General features: G+C 71.3%; 15 protein-coding genes and 1 pseudogene. 5 read left to right on the top strand and 11 right to left on the bottom strand.

Features of this window, described 5'->3' with window-relative positions:
• Positions 1-107: 107 nt before the first annotated feature.
• Entirely contained in the window at positions 108-944 is an 837-nt protein-coding gene (locus AB0M92_RS04300; RefSeq protein ID WP_366100556.1) for a helix-turn-helix transcriptional regulator, read from the top strand.
• A complete protein-coding gene (locus tag AB0M92_RS04305) occupies positions 941-1,186 on the top strand; it encodes a DUF397 domain-containing protein (protein WP_366100557.1) in 246 nt (81 codons plus the stop codon). Before AB0M92_RS04300 ends, AB0M92_RS04305 begins: the two co-directional genes overlap by 4 nt.
• A gap of 1,114 nt (positions 1,187-2,300) precedes the next feature.
• Here the strand turns inward: AB0M92_RS04305 and AB0M92_RS04310 are convergent.
• The 8 genes from AB0M92_RS04310 to AB0M92_RS04345 all read right to left on the bottom strand — a co-directional run bounded on the left by AB0M92_RS04310 (position 2,301) and on the right by AB0M92_RS04345 (position 11,884).
• Complete coding sequence (locus AB0M92_RS04310) at positions 2,301-3,095, bottom strand: DUF4239 domain-containing protein (RefSeq protein ID WP_366100804.1); 795 nt, start codon at positions 3,093-3,095, stop codon at positions 2,301-2,303.
• Between the two features lie 63 nt (positions 3,096-3,158).
• Entirely contained in the window at positions 3,159-3,455 is a 297-nt protein-coding gene (locus AB0M92_RS04315) for a hypothetical protein (protein ID WP_366100558.1), read from the bottom strand.
• 142 nt (positions 3,456-3,597) lie between these two features.
• A complete protein-coding gene (locus AB0M92_RS04320) occupies positions 3,598-5,181 on the bottom strand; it encodes an APC family permease (RefSeq protein WP_366100559.1) in 1,584 nt (527 codons plus the stop codon).
• 233 nt (positions 5,182-5,414) lie between these two features.
• A complete protein-coding gene (locus tag AB0M92_RS04325; RefSeq protein WP_366100560.1) occupies positions 5,415-6,887 on the bottom strand; it encodes an aldehyde dehydrogenase family protein in 1,473 nt (490 codons plus the stop codon).
• Positions 6,884-8,623 carry a D-aminoacylase gene (locus tag AB0M92_RS04330; protein WP_366100561.1) on the bottom strand — a complete coding sequence of 580 codons (1,740 nt, stop codon included), beginning with the start codon at positions 8,621-8,623 and terminating at the stop codon, positions 6,884-6,886. The genes AB0M92_RS04325 and AB0M92_RS04330 overlap by 4 nt, the downstream gene beginning before the upstream one ends.
• 193 nt (positions 8,624-8,816) lie before the next feature.
• Positions 8,817-9,938, bottom strand: a complete 1,122-nt coding sequence (locus AB0M92_RS04335) for an LLM class flavin-dependent oxidoreductase (RefSeq protein ID WP_366100562.1) — start codon at positions 9,936-9,938, stop codon at positions 8,817-8,819.
• Between the two features lie 117 nt (positions 9,939-10,055).
• Entirely contained in the window at positions 10,056-10,853 is a 798-nt protein-coding gene (locus AB0M92_RS04340; protein ID WP_366100563.1) for an SDR family NAD(P)-dependent oxidoreductase, read from the bottom strand.
• 83 nt (positions 10,854-10,936) lie between these two features.
• Complete coding sequence (locus tag AB0M92_RS04345) at positions 10,937-11,884, bottom strand: LLM class F420-dependent oxidoreductase (RefSeq protein WP_366100564.1); 948 nt, start codon at positions 11,882-11,884, stop codon at positions 10,937-10,939.
• A gap of 184 nt (positions 11,885-12,068) precedes the next feature.
• Here AB0M92_RS04345 and AB0M92_RS04350 point away from each other — a divergent pair, with 184 nt between their 5' ends.
• From AB0M92_RS04350 to AB0M92_RS04360, 3 genes and pseudogenes are all read left to right on the top strand, one after another.
• Positions 12,069-12,209 carry a hypothetical protein gene (locus AB0M92_RS04350; RefSeq protein ID WP_366100565.1) on the top strand — a complete coding sequence of 47 codons (141 nt, stop codon included), beginning with the start codon at positions 12,069-12,071 and terminating at the stop codon, positions 12,207-12,209.
• Positions 12,206-12,405, top strand: a pseudogene (locus AB0M92_RS04355) (DNA-binding protein); the annotation flags it as partial. The gene AB0M92_RS04350 and the pseudogene AB0M92_RS04355, both read left to right, overlap by 4 nt.
• Positions 12,406-12,475: 70 nt before the next feature.
• Positions 12,476-13,126, top strand: coding sequence for a hypothetical protein (locus AB0M92_RS04360; protein WP_366100566.1), 651 nt, complete (start codon positions 12,476-12,478; stop codon positions 13,124-13,126).
• Between the two features lie 67 nt (positions 13,127-13,193).
• On the opposite strand, the gene AB0M92_RS04365 is transcribed toward AB0M92_RS04360, so the two are convergent.
• The 3 genes from AB0M92_RS04365 to AB0M92_RS04375 are packed head-to-tail and all read right to left on the bottom strand — an operon-like array spanning position 13,194 to position 16,265.
• On the bottom strand, positions 13,194-14,195 hold the full coding sequence (locus AB0M92_RS04365; RefSeq protein ID WP_366100567.1) for a L,D-transpeptidase family protein: 1,002 nt from the start codon (positions 14,193-14,195) through the stop codon (positions 13,194-13,196).
• 25 nt (positions 14,196-14,220) lie between these two features.
• On the bottom strand, positions 14,221-15,567 hold the full coding sequence (locus AB0M92_RS04370) for an ATP-binding protein (RefSeq protein ID WP_366100568.1): 1,347 nt from the start codon (positions 15,565-15,567) through the stop codon (positions 14,221-14,223).
• Positions 15,564-16,265, bottom strand: coding sequence for a response regulator transcription factor (locus AB0M92_RS04375; protein ID WP_366100569.1), 702 nt, complete (start codon positions 16,263-16,265; stop codon positions 15,564-15,566). Before AB0M92_RS04375 ends, AB0M92_RS04370 begins: the two co-directional genes overlap by 4 nt.
• Positions 16,266-16,292 lie beyond the last annotated feature (27 nt).

A 16,292-nucleotide genomic window follows, 5' to 3' on the forward strand; every position in this document is an offset into this window, starting at 1 on the left:
GGCGGGGCGGTTGCCAGAAAGTCGACCGCTACTTTTCATCTGTACGAGTTCACGTTCTGGACAGGCGCGGTTACCGCCCGTGAAGCTGAACGCGGGAGGTGACCGCGATGGCGAGCCAGGACGAGAGCGGTGACGGCGGGGCAGGACCGGACGGGGGCTTGCGGAACTTCGGCGAGACGCTGAAGGCCTTCCGTAAACGGGCTGGGTTCACTCAGGAGCAAATGGCCGAACGCCTTCGCTACTCCGTCCAGTACGTCGGCTCGGTAGAACAGGGTCGGCGACATCCGTCCGCGACGTTCGTGAACCGCGCGGAGGAGGCGTTGGACGCCTTCGGCGTCATCCGCATCGCTGCTAGGGAGCTGACGCGGAGGCGGGGGCTGGCGTCCTGGTTCAGGGCATGGGCGGAGCACGAAGAGGAAGCGGTCACGCTCAACACGTACGAGTCCCGTTCGGTCCCAGGGCTGTTACAGACCGAGCCCTACGCACGCGCATTGGTCAGCGCGGCACTCCCGCCACCCACGGCGGAAGAGGCGGAGGCTCGGATCGTGGCTCGCCTGGACCGGCAGAAGCTGCTGTCCCGCACCCCGTACACAGTCTTCAGCTTCATCCTCGAAGAGGGGGTCATTGAGAGGCAGACCGGTGGACCGGTCGTAACCCGCCAGTTGATCGACCACCTGCTGGAGTACGCGGCGCTGCCCAATGTCGACCTGCAGATGATGCCGAGAGTGAGCCAACAACACGTGGGTCTCGGTGGACCCTTCTGTCTCCTCGAAACGAACGACCACGAGTGGGTGGGATACAGCGAAGGTCAGCAGTCGGGTCGGGTCATCTATGACCCGAAAGACGTCAGCGTTCTCCACCAGCGGTATGCCAAACTTCGCATTCAGGCCCTCAACCCTGCTGACAGCGTGGGCTTGTTGATGCGAATGCGAGGCGACCTGTGAACAGATCCCAGTTGCGTTGGTTCAAGAGCAGTTACAGCAGCGGCGACGGCGACAACTGCGTCGAGGTCGCCCTCCCCTGGCACAAGTCGACGTACAGCGGCAGTCAGGGCGACAGCTGCGTCGAGGTCGCCGCATGCCCCGAAGCCGTCCACATCCGGGACTCGAAGGTGACGGCGGGCCCGGAGCTGGCCGTACACCCCACGACCTGGGCTGCGTTCCTCGGCGGCGTCACCGGAGCCTGAGCTCCGGCCGGTCGGCATCAGAGGGAGTCCGGGGGTTTCCCGGCAGTCCACTGTCCTTCCGTGTCGGTCCGGGCCGTCAAGGGCGCTCCCTGCGGTCGCGTCGCTGCGCGATGGCCTTCGGCCACCCTTGACTGCCCGGCCCGCCCCGGAATGCCATAAGACTGCCGGGAAGCCCCCGAAGGAACGGTCAGGGGGGACGTGTTCCCACATCCCCGTGTCAGGGATGCCGACCGTGCCCCCCTGTCCAGCCACCCCAGCCCACCGGGCCACCCAGCCGGAGCGAAATGACGCCCGGGGAGGCCGGAGCCTCCGGCAGAGCCCTCACGACAGTCCTTTCCGCACCACACCGGCCCACCCCACACCAGGCAGCGATCAGATCCCCATCCCCCACCCCCACGCACCAGATCGCTACGCGCTCCTCGCCTCTCAGCGTCCGACGACCGCCTGTGGCCGGACATAAGCCGCCCACCACTCGCATTGACCTCTCCCGGCAGGCGCCCGCGGGCTGTTCGTCCCTTTCATCCGGTGATCGGGACCCTCAACGAGCCTTGGTGGAGTGAAAGGTTGAAACATCCGGCATCAGGCTCCTCCTCGCCCCCTCCCACCCACTTTTCACCCCTCTCAGCCGTCATTTGCAGTCCGATCGGGCGGCAGACGCCCGACAAGCGGCCCAAGGACTTCGTCTGGGCGGCCTATGTCCAGCCACAGGCGGTCGCAGGCCGCTAGGCCGAGAGGAGCGCGTAGCGATCGGCCGCGCCCCCCGTCATGGCCGGGCCCGGTGGCCCCGGGAGGGATCTCCGGGCGATCCGGGGGTGCTGGTCGGCATATCCAGATGCCCTGGTCGGAACACGAACCCCCCGGCCATCCTTCGGGGGCTTCCCGGCAGTCTGTTGTCTTTCCGGGGCGGGCCGGGCGGTCAAGGGTGGCCGAAGGCCATCGCGCAGCGACGCGAACGCAGTGAGCGCCCTTGACGGCCCGGACCGACACGGAAGGACAGTGGACTGACGGGACGCCCCCGGACCCTCTCTGATTCCGGTCCGCTGTGGCCCTGCCCTGCCCTGCCCTCCCCGACCCCGACGCGCCGTTCCTCCGAGCCCCGCCCCACCGTGGCCCCCTACCCCGCCCGCCAGAACTGGGACAGCGCCGCCTCCTTGTACGGGGCCGGGCTCACGCTCAGGTCGCCCGCGAAGGGGCGGTCCAGGGCCATCACCAGCAGCAGGCTGAAGCCGATCAGACCGGCCACCGCCGAGACGAACAGCAGCTGCATCTTCAGGCTGCGCAGGCCGAACAGGAACGTGAGCGGGAGGATCACCAGCGCGCCTCCGTACACCAGTACCTGGAGCAGCACCGGCAGGGACGTTTCCGCCATCGTGACGCGGGCGCGGCGCTGCGCCGCGACGTCGTTGAGGCGGCCCACCGCCTCCTCGTAGAAGGTCTCGTTGCGGGTTCCGGAGGGCTCGTACGCCTGGAACGCCCGGTACAGGCCGTGCGTCTGCTCGGCGGTCGCGTCGTAGCTGGGGCGGCCGTCCCGCATCATCGGCCACTGGACCTCGACGACGGCGTGTACGTAGGCGCCCACCGCCTGCTCCACGCGGGCGCGTTCGGCCGGCGGGAAGGACTCGGCACTGCGCACGACGAGGGCGAGGTCGGTGGCCTCGGTCGCGACGACGGTCTGGGTGCTCTCCAGCTGGGTCCAGAGCGTGACGACGACGAAGGCGAGGATGATCCCGTAGATCGCGCCGAACATGCCGAGGGCCACGCCGACCATCTCGTTGTGCTCGCCGCCGGCCAGGTGCGGGAAGCGGCGGCGGGCGGCCAGGCTGCCGAACACGGCGAGGGCGACGAAGCCGCCGACGAGGAGGATGCCGAGGGTGAACGTACTGAAGGTATTGAGCAGCCACAGGATCATGGCCTGCTCAACGATCAACTCCCCTTGAAGGCCCGCCCGCAGGCCCGCCGCCCGGTCGCCGGGTCAGCGCACCGACGGGGCCTTCGGGAGCCCGTCGATGGCGTTGCCCGCGCCCGCGAGGGAGCTGTCGGTGGCGTGGGTGGCGGTGCCGGCGGCGGAGGTGGTCACGGCCAGGGCCGTCTTCGTGTCCTCCACCGCCTGGCCCGGGTGGTTGGCGATGTCGGTGATGCGCTTGGTGACGGGCTGCCCCTCGATGGTGGGGCCCTTGGTGTCGGCGTGGGCCGCGGCGAGGGGGCTCAGGGCGAGGGCGGCGCCGCTGGTGAGGACCAGGGCGGCGAGGCGGCGCTTCATGGGGTTCATGCCGTACCCAACGACCCGCCGCCACCCAGGGTCACCACCGGGCCCACCATGGGGTGACGTCCGGTGCGACCGGTATTGGGTCCGCGGCCCGGAGCGGGGGGATCGTCCCGGGCCGCGGGGACTCCTCCAGTGTGCGGCGGGGTCAGTCCTCGACCACCAGGGCCGGGGTGGACTTTGTCAGGATCTCGCCGCGGAAGAAGGCCGGGCTGCGGCGCTCGGTGACCAGCATGACGACCAGGCCGAGGGCCAGCAGGCCGACGCCGATGACGAAGACGCTGCCGACGCCGAGGACGGTGGAGCCCGAGCCGTACGACGGGTTCCACATGTCGATGAGGGTCTTGAGGAAGACGGCGGCGAGCAGGAGCCCGCCGAGGACCGGGAAGACGCCCTTGAAGAACAGGTCACGGGCGGAGCGGCGCAGCTCGCCGCGGAAGTACCAGGCGCAGGCGAAGGCCGTCAGCGAGTAGTAGAAGCAGATCATCAGGCCGAGCGCGAAGATCGTGTCGGTCAGGACGTTCTCGCTGACGAGGGTCATCACGGTGTAGAACGCGCCGGTCGCGACGCCCGCCATGACGGTGGCGCGGCCCGGGGTCTTGAAGCGGGGGTGGACCTTGGCGTAGGAGGCGGGCAGGGCCTCGTACGTGGACATGGCCAGGACGGTGCGGGCGACCGGGATGAACGTGGTCTGGAGCGAGGCGGTCGCCGAGGCGAGGACCGCGACGAAGAGCAGGATGCCGAGCACCGGGCCCATCACCGGGCCGGCGAGGGCGGCGAAGACGTTGCCGGAGGTCTCGGGGTTGCCGAGGCCGAGGCCGGCGGCGCCGGAGCCGACGGCCATCTGGGCGGCGATGCCGGTGGCCAGGTACGAGCCGACCAGGACGACCATCGCGATGAGCGAGGCGCGGCCGGGGGTCTTGGCGGAGCCGGTGGTCTCCTCGTTGGTGGCCAGGCACGCGTCCCAGCCCCAGTACATGAAGATCGAGAGGGAGAGTCCGGCGGTGAAGGCGCCCATGGACTCGACCGCGAAGGGGTTCATCCACTGCCAGGAGAAGTCCAGGCCGGTGTCGAAGGTGCCGGCCGAGGCCTTCTGGAAGGCCATCGCGACGAAGAGGCCGAGGACCGCGAGCTGGAGCCCGACCAGGGTGTACTGGACGCCCTTGGTGGCGGTCATGCCGCGGTAGCTGATGGCGGTCGCGGAGGCGATCAGGGTGAGGCAGGTGACGATGTGGACGAGCTTGTCGTCGTCCAGGGCCGCGATCGCCGGATTGCCGGTGATCTCTCCGGCCAGCAGCCAGAAGTACGAGGTGGCGACCCCCGCCAGGTTGGAGAGCACGATGATCGTGGCGATCACCAGGCCCCAGCCGCACATCCAGCCGATCCGCGGGCCGAAGGCCTTCACGGTCCAGGTGAAGGAGGTGCCGCAGTCCGGTACGGCCTTGTTGAGCTCGCGGTACGCGAAGGCGACGAGCAGCATCGGCAGGAAGCCGGCGAGGAAGACCGCCGGCATCTGGACGCCGACCTCTCCGGCGGTGGAGCCGAGGGTGGAGGTCAGGCAGTAGACGGGGGCGACGGTGGAGATGCCGATGACGGCACTGCCCACCAGGCCCACGGAGCCCTTGCCGAGGCCCTTGCCGCGCACGTCACCGTCGTCGCCGGCGCCGCCCTCGCCGCCGGCACCGCCGTTCACCGTGTCTGCGACCCGAGGCCGTACGTCCAGCTGTGTCATGGGTCAGGACGTTAGAGGCTGCGTTTTCCATATCCGGAGGCTTTGAGTCCGACCCGCTACCGACGGAAACACCTTGGAATCCAGAGCCAATCCCGGTTCACCGTCATGCAATTCAAGGTTCATCTCCGGACCCGCCCCCTGGACACCAGGGAGCGGACACTCCGTTCCGGAATGCGGAAACCGCAGCCGTACCCCTTTTGTGCCGCTTTGAACTTTCCCGTGTGACCCGCGTCTCACGTCGTCCAGACGATCGACTGCATCTCGCTGTACGCGTGCAGCGCGTACGAGCCCACGTCCCGCCCGACGCCCGACCGTTTGAAGCCGCCGAACGGGGCCTCCATGTTCCGGCCGATCGTGTTCACGCCGACCCCGCCCGCCCGCAGCCGGCGCGCCACCCGGAAGGCGCGCGCCGCGTCCCCGGACCACACGTAGCTCAGCAGCCCGAAATCGCTGTCGTTGGCGAGGCGGACCGCCTCCTCCTCGTCCCCGTCGAAGGGCACGACCACGACCACCGGCCCGAAGATCTCCTCCCGGACCACCCGCATGTCGTTCGTGCAGTCCACCAGCAGCGTCGGCGCCACGTAGAACCCGCGGCCGTCCCCGACCACCGGCCGCTCCCCGCCGTACGCGATCCGCGCGCCCTCCTTGCGGCCGAGCTCGACGTACGACTCCACGCGGTCCCGGTGCGCCGCCGAGATCACCGGGCCCACCACCGTCCCCGCCGCCGCCGGGTCGCCGACCTTCATGAAGGCCAGGTAGCCGGTCAGCTTCTCCACCAGCCGCTCGTACACCGACCGGTGCACGATCACCCGGGTCGGAGCCGTGCAGATCTGACCGGAGTAGAAGGAGAAGGTGGTGCCGATCCCCATCACCGCCGCGTCCAGGTCGGCGTCCCCGAAGACGATCGCCGCGCCCTTGCCGCCGAGCTCCATCAGCTGCCGCTTCATCGAGCGGCCGCAGACCTCCGCGATGCGCTGCCCGACGCCCGTGGAGCCGGTGAACGACACCATGTCCACGTACGGGGAGTCCACCGCGGCCTCGCCGACCTCGACCGACGCACCGCAGACCACGTTCACCACGCCGGCCGGAGCGCCCGCCTCGTGCAGGGCCTCCGCCATCTTGAACACCGACAGCGGGTCCTGCGGGGCCGGCTTCACCACCACCGTGTTGCCCATGGCCAGCGCCGGGGCCACCTTGCCCGCCGGATTCGCCCACGGGTTGTTGTACGAGGTGATGCAGGTGACCACGCCGACCGGCTGGCGGACCTCCAGCGCCCCCAGGACGCTCGCCTTCCCCATCGGCCCGGCCTCGGTGACCTGCGGCGCGAGCCCGCGCTCCACCGGTTCGAGCGCGCCCTTCGCGTACCGCCTGAAGCGCGCGACCCCGACCCCGACCTGCATCCCGCGCGCGATCCCGGTCGGCGCGCCCGTCTCGGCGCGGGCGAGGGCCGACCACGGCTCGTACTCGCGCTGCATGATGTCCGCGGCCCGGTCCAGGACGGCCGCCCGCTCCTCGGGACTCGTACGGGACCAGGGCCCGAAGGCCTGCGCCGCCGCGCGCGCCGCCTCCTCGACCTGGGCGCGCGAGGCCTCGGGCGCGAGCCCGACCACCGACTCGTCGGCCGGGTTGACCACCTCGTAGTGGCCGGCCTCCGGCTCGACCCACTCACCGCCGATGTACAGCTTCTGCCGCAGGGGCCCGCTCATCGCGTGCTCACCGTCCTCGTGTCGCGGCCCGAGCGGAGCACGATCCCGGGGATCGCCCCCGTGACCTCGTCGTCGCGGATGGTCTCCACGCCGTTGACCCGTACGGACACGATGCCGATCGCGCGGGCGTCCAGGCGCGGGCTGTCGCCCGGCAGGTCGTGGACGAGGGTGGCCGGGCCCGCTTCGATCCGCTCCGGATCGAAGAGGACGAGGTCCGCGTGGAAGCCCTCGGCGATCCGGCCGCGCTCGCGCAGCCCGAACAACTGCGCCGGGTCGTCGGTGAGCATCTTCACCGCCTGCTCCAGCGGCACCAGCTTGCGCCCGCGCAGGCAGTCCCCGAGGAAGCGGGTCGTGTACGGGGCCCCGCACATGCGGTCCAGGTGCGCGCCCGCGTCGGAGCCGCCGAGCATGACGTCCTCGTGCTGCCAGGTCTCGGCGCGCAGCGCCCAGCTCGCCGGGTCGTTGTCGGTGGGCATCGGCCAGAGCACCGTGCGCAGGTCGTCGTTGGCGCAGATCTCGACCAGGCACTGGAAGGGGTCCTGGCCGCGTTCGGCGGCGATGTCGTTCACGACGCGGCCCGAGAGGCCCTCGTTCTCCTTGCCGTACGTGTCCCCGATGACGTAGCGGCCGAAGTTGGCCAGGCGCCGGAAGACCCCGGCCTCCTTGCTGTCGGCGCGGCGCAGCATCTGCGCCCGTACGCCGGCGTCGCGCAGCTTCGCGATCCGCTCGGGCACGGGCAGTCCGAGGATCTCGCCCCAGCCCGGGATCAGGTTCAGCGCGCAGAAGGTGCCGAGCGACATGTTCATGGGGGTGAGGATCGGCATGGTCAGCGCGACGATGCGGCCGCCCGCCTTGCGGGCGCGCTCGCTCGGTATGAGCTGGCGCGGGACCCGTTCGGGCACGGCCGCGTCGATGGTGAGGACGTTCCAGTTCAGGGGGCGGCCGGCGGCGGCGCTCATGTCGACGAAGAGGTCGATCTCCTCGTCGGCGAACTGGTCGAGGCAGCCCGCCACGATGGCTTCGAGCTGGGTGCCCTCGTGTTCGGAGACGGCCTTCGACAGCGCGAGCAGCTCGGCGGGCTTCGCATGGCGGGAGGCGACGGGGGCGCCGTCCCCGTCGGAGTGGGTGGCGGACTGGGTGGTGGACAGTCCCCAGGCGCCGGCGTTCATGGCGTCGTGGAAGAGGTCGAGCATCTGCTGCATCTGCTCGGGGGTGGGCTGTCCGCCGACGGCGTCCGCGCCCATGACGTGGCGGCGCAGCGCGCAGTGGCCGACCATGAAGCCGGCGTTGACCGCGATCCGGCCCTCCAGGGCGTCGAGGTACTCGCCGAAGCCGGACCAGGTCCAGTCGACGCCCTCCTCCAGGGCCGCCAGGGCCATGCCCTCGACCTTGCTCATCATGCGCCGGGTGTAGTCGGCGTCCTCGGGGCGGTCGGGGTGCAGCGGGGCGAGGGTGAACCCGCAGTTGCCGCCGGCGACGGTGGTGACGCCGTGGTTCATGGAGGGGGTCGCGTACGGGTCCCAGAAGAGCTGGGCGTCGTAGTGCGTGTGGGGGTCGACGAAGCCGGGGCACAGGACGAGCCCGGTGGCGTCCTCGGTGGTCCGGGCCTCCTCCGTGACCGTGCCGGGCGCGCCGATGACGGCGATCCGCCCGCCGCGCAGGCCGACGTCCGCCGCGCGGGCGCCGGCTCCGGTGCCGTCGACGACGGTGGCTCCCTTGATCAGGTGGTCGAGCATGACGTCCCCTCTGCCGGTGTTCGTGTCGCTGGCCGTCGTCCGGGGGCCGCGCCCGCCGCGCCGCCCGCCCCGGACGTCCGCGCGCCCCGGCCGGGGGCCCCGCCGGGCCGGCCGCGGCCTCGGCATGACCTCCGGCCGGGGCCGGTGCGGGACGGCGGTCCGGGAAGACGCCGCCCCCGTACTGCCCGCCCGGTCAGGCGGATTCGCGGAACCGCGTGGTGCGGTGGACCGGGTCGGTGTCGATCTTCGGGATCACGTGCTCGCCGATGAGCTTGACGGTGTTCATCGTGTCCTCGTACGAGACCCCGGTCGGCAAGCCGAACGACAGCTGGTCCGCCCCCGCCTGCTCCCAGCGCTTGCACTGCGCGAGCACCTCGGACGGGTCCCCGCAGATCAGCAGCTCCTCGGCGATCAGCAGCTCGATGATCTCCGCGTTGTACTCGGGGAGCGTCTCGGGCCACTGCGGGATCGCCTCGGGCCGCGGGAAGGTGTCGTGGTAGCGGAAGACCAGGGACTGGAAGCGGTTCATGTTCGCGTTGACCGCGATCTCCACCGCCTTGTCGTGCGTCTCGGCGCAGATGGCGGTGGAGGTGACCATCACGTTGTCGTTGACGAACGCGCCGATGGCCTTGGCCTCCTGGATGGCCGTCTTGTACTGCTCCAGCACCCACTCCATGTCGGAGACCTTCTGGACGCTGAAGCCGAGGACGCCGAGGCCCTTCTTCGCGGCCATCGCGTACGAGGAGGGGGAGCCGGCCGCGTACCACATGGCCGGGTGGGCCTTCCCGTACGGCTTGGGGAAGATCTTGCGCGGCGGCAGCGACCAGTGCTTGCCCTGGAACCCCTCGTACTCCTCCTGGAGGAACATCTTGGGGAACTCGGCGATGGTCTCTTCCCAGATCTCCTTGGTGTGGTTCATGTCCGTGATGCCGGGCAGGAAGCCGAGGATCTCGTGACTGCCCGCGCCGCGGCCGGTGCCGAACTCGAAGCGGCCCTTGGAGAGGTGGTCGAGCATCGCGACCTTCTCGGCCACCTTGACGGGGTGGTTGACCGGGGCGAGCGGGTTGAAGATGCCGGAGCCGAGGTGGATGCGCTCGGTGGCGTGGGCGAGGTAGGCGAGGAAGACCTCGTTCGCCGAGAGGTGCGAGTACTCCTCCAGGAAGTGGTGCTCGGAGGCCCAGGCGTACTTGAAGCCGGACTTGTCGGCCTGGATGACGTACTCGGTCTCCTCGATCAGCGCCTTGTGCTCTGCCTCGGGGTCGACCTTGGACCGCGCCTCAGGCACGTATCCCTGCACGAAGAGCCCGAATTCCAAGGGGGTTCACCGTCCTTTGGTTTCTGACGTGTCGTCAGATTTGATGAGTCGACTGTTCCACCGGGGGAGCGGGAGCGTCAATACCTGACGCCTCATCAGATGAAGGCGGAGCGCAGGTCACATGATGCTGACGCCCGCCATCCAGCCACCGTCGATGACGAACGGCTGGCCGGTGATGTACGAGGAGTCCTCGCTGCTCAGGAACAGGGCCAGCTTGGCGATCTCGTCCGGCCGGCCCACCCGGCCCATCGGCACGACCCGCCCGTAGAGCTCCGCCATCGCGTCCCGGGCCTCGTCGCTCATGTTGGCCGGGTCCAGCAGGCCGGGGTTGGCCATCGGGGTGTCCACCGCGCCCGGGCACATCGCGTTGACCCGGATGCCCTTGGCGGCCAGCTCCAGGGCGGCCACCCGGGTCAGGCCGACGATCGCGGCCTTGGTCGCCGCGTACGCGCCCACGTACGCCATGCCCGTCAGGCCCGTGTACGAGGAGGTGTTGACGATGGTGCCGCCGCCGGCCGCCTCTATCTCGGGGGCGAAGGCCTTGATGCCGAGGAAGGTGCCGACCTGATTGACCTGGATCAGCTGCTCGAACTCCTCCAGCGGGGTGGAGACCAGCTCGTTGAAGCGCAGGATGCCGGCGTTGTTGACCAGGCCGCCGACCGGCCCGAAGGCCTCCTTGGCGGTGGCCACGGCGGCGGCCCAGTCCTCCTCCCGGCTCACGTCGAGCCGCACGTACCGGGCGCGGTCCTCGCCCGCCTCCTCCGATATTTCCTTGGCGACGGCGGCGCCCTGCTCGTCCAGCACGTCGCAGAGGAGCACCTTGGCCCCCTCGGCGGCGAAGAGCCGGGCCTCCTGCTCGCCCTGGCCGCGCGCCGCGCCCGTGATGACGACGACGCGCCCGTCCAGCTTGCCCATGCCCGTACTCCCAGTCGTTGAGTGTTCCGTCGTTGAGGCGGTTCGATCGGTGAGGCGTTCAGTCGTTTCGATCGGTGAGGCGTTCAGTCGTTGAGGAGCGGGCCGACCTCGGCCCCGAACGCGGTGATCTGGTCGGTCAGTTCGGCGCGGTCGCGGCTGCGGAAGCGGACCTGGATCTGGTCCACGCCGAGGGCCTTGTACGCGCGCAGCGACTCGGCGAGCGCCTCCGCCTTGCCCGTGAGGGTGCGCCGGCCGGTGTCCCAGCCGGGCTCGCCGACGTACAGCGCCTCGGTGATCGCGCCGAACTCGATGGGGTCCGCGATCCCGGCCGCCGCACGGAGCTCCTTGATCCGGGCGATCTGCGCGGGCAGCTTCTCGCGCGGGTCGCCCTGCGGGAGCCAGCCGTCGCCGCGCACGGCGGCCCGGCGGACGGCGGCGGGCGAGGAGCCGCCGACCCAGACGGGGATGCGGCTCTGGGCGGGGCGGGGCAGCTGGCCGAGGTCCTTGAAGGAGAACAGCTCGCCCTCGAACTCCGGGTACTCCTCGGGGCCGAGGGCGGCGCGCAGTGCGTCCAGGGTCTCGTCGAGGACGGCTCCGCGCCGGGCGAAGTCGACGCCGAGGACCTCGAACTCCTCCTGCACGTGGCCCGCGCCGACGCCGAGGATGAGCCGGCCGCCGGAGAGGTGGTCGACGGTGGCGTACTGCTTGGCGCTGAGGAGGGGGTGGCGCAGGCCGAGGATCGCGACGTGGCTGAGCAGCCGTACGCGCTCGGTGATCCCGGCGAGGAAGGAGAGGGTGGCCACCGGGTCGTACCAGACGGTGCTCATGGGACCGGCGAGGCGGCGCGGGATGGCGACGTGGTCGCAGGTGGCGAGGTACCCGAAGCCGGCCCGGTCGGCGGCCCGCGCCACCTCGGCGAGGTCGGCGGCGGTCGCCGAGGCCTCCCAGGGCTCGGCGTAGATGGTGCTCTGCGACTGGATCGGGAGCTGCATCCCGTAGACCAGCCGGCCTTCCGCAAACACGCGCGCCATGCCGCCTCCGCTTCGTCGTCCAGGTTCACCGGCGCCGCCGCTGCGGGACCCGCTCGGCGAGGGCCCGGTGCCGGGGCCATCGTCGTAGCTGACGGTCCGTCAGGCAAGGGGTAGGCGAGTAGCGGCGACCGGACCCGAAAGGAATGCGCGAGCCGAATGACATTCAGTTTGTGACGATGGCGCCATGGTCGAACCCCCTCCGCCCGGCGAAGGCCCGACGCGGCCGGTGTCCGTCTCCCTCCACGAGGGGAGCATCGCGGCGCTCAAGGCGCGCACCCACGTGAAGCGGTCCCGGTTCGACCACGCCGTCTCCCGGTCAACGTGATCCCACCGAGCGAGGCGATCGCCCGCGCCGCGAGCAAGCTGCTCGCCGCCGCCGGGCTGCACGGGCACACGCAAGCGCTGGATGCCATCGTGGCGGCGACCGCCCCGGAACGGCCGGGCCCGTCACCCGCCTGACTTCTGATCCCGAAGACCTGTCCGCGCTGTGCGGGAGCCGGGTCCGGGTCGTCAGGATCTGACCCCAGGGCCGAGGGGAATCAGGCGCCCGAGGGGTGTGTGTCCGTACGGGTGCCCGCTAGGGTGCCGCGGATGGATCTCTTTCTGACGCTGGTCAGCGGTGTGGCGTGGACCGTCGTGTACGTCGAGGCGATCCGGGTCGGACTGCGGGACCGTACGTACGCGATGCCGGTGGCCGCGCTCGCGCTGAACTTCGCGTGGGAGGCGACCTACGCGGTGGGTGACTTCCGCACCGGGGTCTCCGCCCAGGGCGTGGTCAACGTGGTGTGGGCCCTCGCCGACGTCGTCATCATCTGGACCTACCTGCGCTTCGGGCGCGCCGAGCTGCCCGGGTTCGTGACGCGGCCCCTCTTCGCGGGGTGGAGCGCGCTCGTCTTCGGCAGCGGCTTCGCCGTGCAGTGGCTGTTCCTGGCGCACTTCGGGACGCACGACGCGACCCGGTACGCGGCGTTCCTGCAGAACCTGCTGATGTCCGGTCTCTTCATCGCCCTCTACGCCGACCGGCGCGGGCCGCGCGGGCAGTCCCTCGTCATCGCCGTCGCCAAATGGCTCGGCACGCTCGCCCCGACCCTGCTCTTCGGGGTCATCGAGGACTCGGCGTTCGTCCTCGGGCTCGGCGTGCTGTGCAGCGTCTTCGACCTGACGTACATCGGGCTGCTGCTGCGGGAGCGGCGGGTGTCCGCCGCTCCCGTCCTGCGGCCGGTCGCCGAGCGGGCGCTCTGAGCGTCGGCTCCGGCGGCCGGCCCTGACCTCCGGCCCTGACCTCCGGCTCAGGCCGTCGCCCCGGCCGTCAGAAGCCCGCCGGGCCCATCACGACGACCGGCTTCGCCGCCGGGTCCAGGGTGGTCAGCAGCTTCTTCATGGCTTCCTTCGAGATGCCGATGCAGCCCTGCGACGGGCCGTTGTGGTCGACGTGGAGCCAGATGCCGCCGCCCTTGTCCTCGCCCTCCGGCTTGACCAGGTCCAGCGGGGACAACCCCTTGCGACGGTTGTAGTCGACCGCGATGACGTACTCGAAGGCGCCCGCGAGGGATTCGCCGTTCACGCCCCGCCCGGTGGGGACGAAGAGCCGGTTGTGGTCGTACGGGAACTTCGTGCCCGGCGGCTTCTCCAGCAGACCGCCGGCGTCGCCCAGGGTGAACACGCCCACCGGGGTGGTCAGGTCCCCGTCCTCGCGTTCGCCGGAGTTCCAGCCGCTGGCGCCGTTGTGCGCGGGCCAGCTCTCGGTGGTCCGGACCCAGTCGGCACCGGCCGCCGGGCGGCTGTAGAGGGTGGCCGTGGACTCCGAGGAGTCCCTCGCTTTGCCTTCGACGAGGAGGAGCTGGCGGGCGTCGGCCGGGATCCGCGCCCGGGTCTCGTCGCTGACCTCGGACAGGCCGTCGGTGGGATCGGAGCCGGCAGGGGCACCGGATGCTCCGGAGGCGGAGGGGGCTGCTGGGGCTGCGGGTGCTCCCGGGGCGCCGGGAGCACCGGGTGCCCCGGGAGCGCCCGGGGCGCCGCGCGACCCGCGGGTGGTGTGCGCGGCTCCGCCGGCGGGGGCGGAGTCGGAGGTGGCGGCATCGGAGGCCGTTCCCGAGGACGGCGGACGGACGGCCGCGTCCCCCGGACGGTCCCCGGTCCGGGCCTGGGCGGTGGGGCCGGGGGCGTCCTCCTGGACCGTGTAGACCCAGCCCGCCCCGAAGGCCAGCAGGCCCACGGCGGCGGCGAGCGCGACACGCCGGGGCGAACGGAGGCCGCGGAGCGTACGGAAGGAGAGGGGCGTGCGGGAGCCGGCGCGGGGGTGCTTGCTCATGTGACCGACGTTACACATGCGATCATCAGAATTGCTGAGGCGACGCCGTCCGGTGCGGCGCAGGTGTGACCGGAAAGCGCACTCGGACCGTCAGACCGCCGCCCGGTCCCCGATTGGCCCGCACCACCAGCTTCGCGCCGTGCGCCCGCGCGATCGAGGCGACGATCGAGAGCCCCAGCCCGGCGCCCTCCCCCGCGGTGTGCTGCCGTTCGGCGCGCCGCCGGAACGGCTCCAGCAGCCGCGGCACGTCGGCGGGGTCGATCACCGGCCCGGTGTTGGACACCGTCAGCGCCCCGTCGGCGGAGGTCTTCACGCTGATCCGGCCGCCCGGCCGGTTGTGCCGTACGGCGTTGGCCAGCAGGTTCCGTACCAGGTGCCCCAGCAGGGCCCGGTCGCCGACCACGCTCAACGGCTCAAGGCTCCGTACGAGGGCCGGGCCGGCCTGCGGGGCTCCGCTCCCGGCCGGGTCCGTATCCGGCGGCTCCGGCAGGGTGAGCGCCATGTCCGTCAGCGCCGTGTCCGTCAGCGCCGTGTCCGTCAGCGCCATGTCCGTCAACGGCATCTCCGTCAGCGCCGACTCCGTGAGCGCCGCGAGGTCCACCGGGGCCGTGGTCTCCAGGCCCTCCTCCGATACGGCGAGCAGCAGCAGCGACTCGACGAGGTGCTCGCTGGACTCGGCGACGCCGATCAGCTTGGACCGGATCCGGGCCACCTTCTCGGGGGGCGGGTCCCCGGCCAGCCCGATCTCGGCGGCCGCCCGCTGCACGGCCAGCGGGGTGCGCAGCTCGTGGGCGGCGTTGGCGGCGAACCGGCGCTGCGCGCCGACCAGGCTCTCCATCCGGTCGAGCATCCCGTCGAAGGTGTCGGCCAGCCGTTTGAGTTCACCGGGCGGGGCCTTGAGGCCGATCCGCTCGTGCAGGTTCTCCCCCGAAAGGCGGCGGGCCGTCTCGGTGATGACGCCGACCGGTCGCAGTACGCGGCCCGCCATCCACCAGGCCAGCCAGATCGACGGTACGGCGAACACGGCGAGGGCGATGAGCGAGACGATCAGCAACTCGTGGAGGGTGGCGCTCTCGACGGCGGTGGAGAGGTTGCGGGTGGCGGCCCAGGTCTGGAGCTGCTCTTGCGTGGGGACGGCGGCGCCGGGCGGGAGCCGCTGGGCGGGGACCGCCTTGAGCGGTTGGCCCTCGACGGCGGCGCGCTCGAAGGCGGTGCCGGGGACCGCGGTGGTGACGGCTCCGCTGATGCGGGTGTAGAGGCCGCCCCGCAGCAGGACGTTGATCAGGGCGATGAGGCCGCCGCCGGCGAGGACGAGCAGGGAGCCGTAGAGCGCGGTGAGACGGGCGCGCTCGGAATGGAGCACCGCTCTCATCGTGGATCGGTGCCCGCATCGGTGGTCGGCCCGGCGCCCGGTCCCGCGATCCGGTAGCCGGCCCCCGGCACCGTCTCGATGAGCTGCGGCTCGCCCAGCTTCGCCCGCAGCTTGCTGAGGGTCACCCGCACGGCATTGGTGCTGTACGAGGTGTCCTGCTCCCACACCTGCTCGATCAGGTCGTCGTTGCCGAGCACCGCCCCCTCCGCCCGCAGCAGCGCCTCCAGCACCGCGAACTCCTTGCGCGACAGCGCCAGCCGGTGCCCGTCGCGGCTCGCGCTGCGCCGGGCGGTGTCCACGGAGATCCCGCACCGCTCCAGCACCGGCGGCAGGGCCGGCCGGGTGCGCCGGCCCAGCGCCAGGACGCGGGCCAGGAGCTCGTCGTAGGCGAAGGGCTTGGTGAGGTAGTCGTCGGCGCCGAGCCCGAGCCCCTCGACCCGGTCCCGTACCGTCCCGGAAGCGGTCAGCATCAGGACGCGGGTCAGCAGCCGCTCGCGCACCACCTGGCGGCAGACCTCGTCCCCGTGCAGGCCGGGCAGATCGCGGTCGAGGACGAGGACGTCGTACTCGCCCAGGCGCAGGCGGCGCAGGGCCTCCAGGCCGTCGCCCGCCTCGTCGACGGCCAGCGCGTCGCGGCGCAGCCCGTCGGCGATCATCTCCCGGAGGAATTCCTCGTCCTCCACCACCAGAACTCGCATGACGCCCTCTTTACCGGAATCCCGTAT

Origin of the sequence: Streptomyces sp. NPDC051582, assembly GCF_040681715.1 — a bacterium.
Classification (GTDB): domain Bacteria; phylum Actinomycetota; class Actinomycetes; order Streptomycetales; family Streptomycetaceae; genus Streptomyces.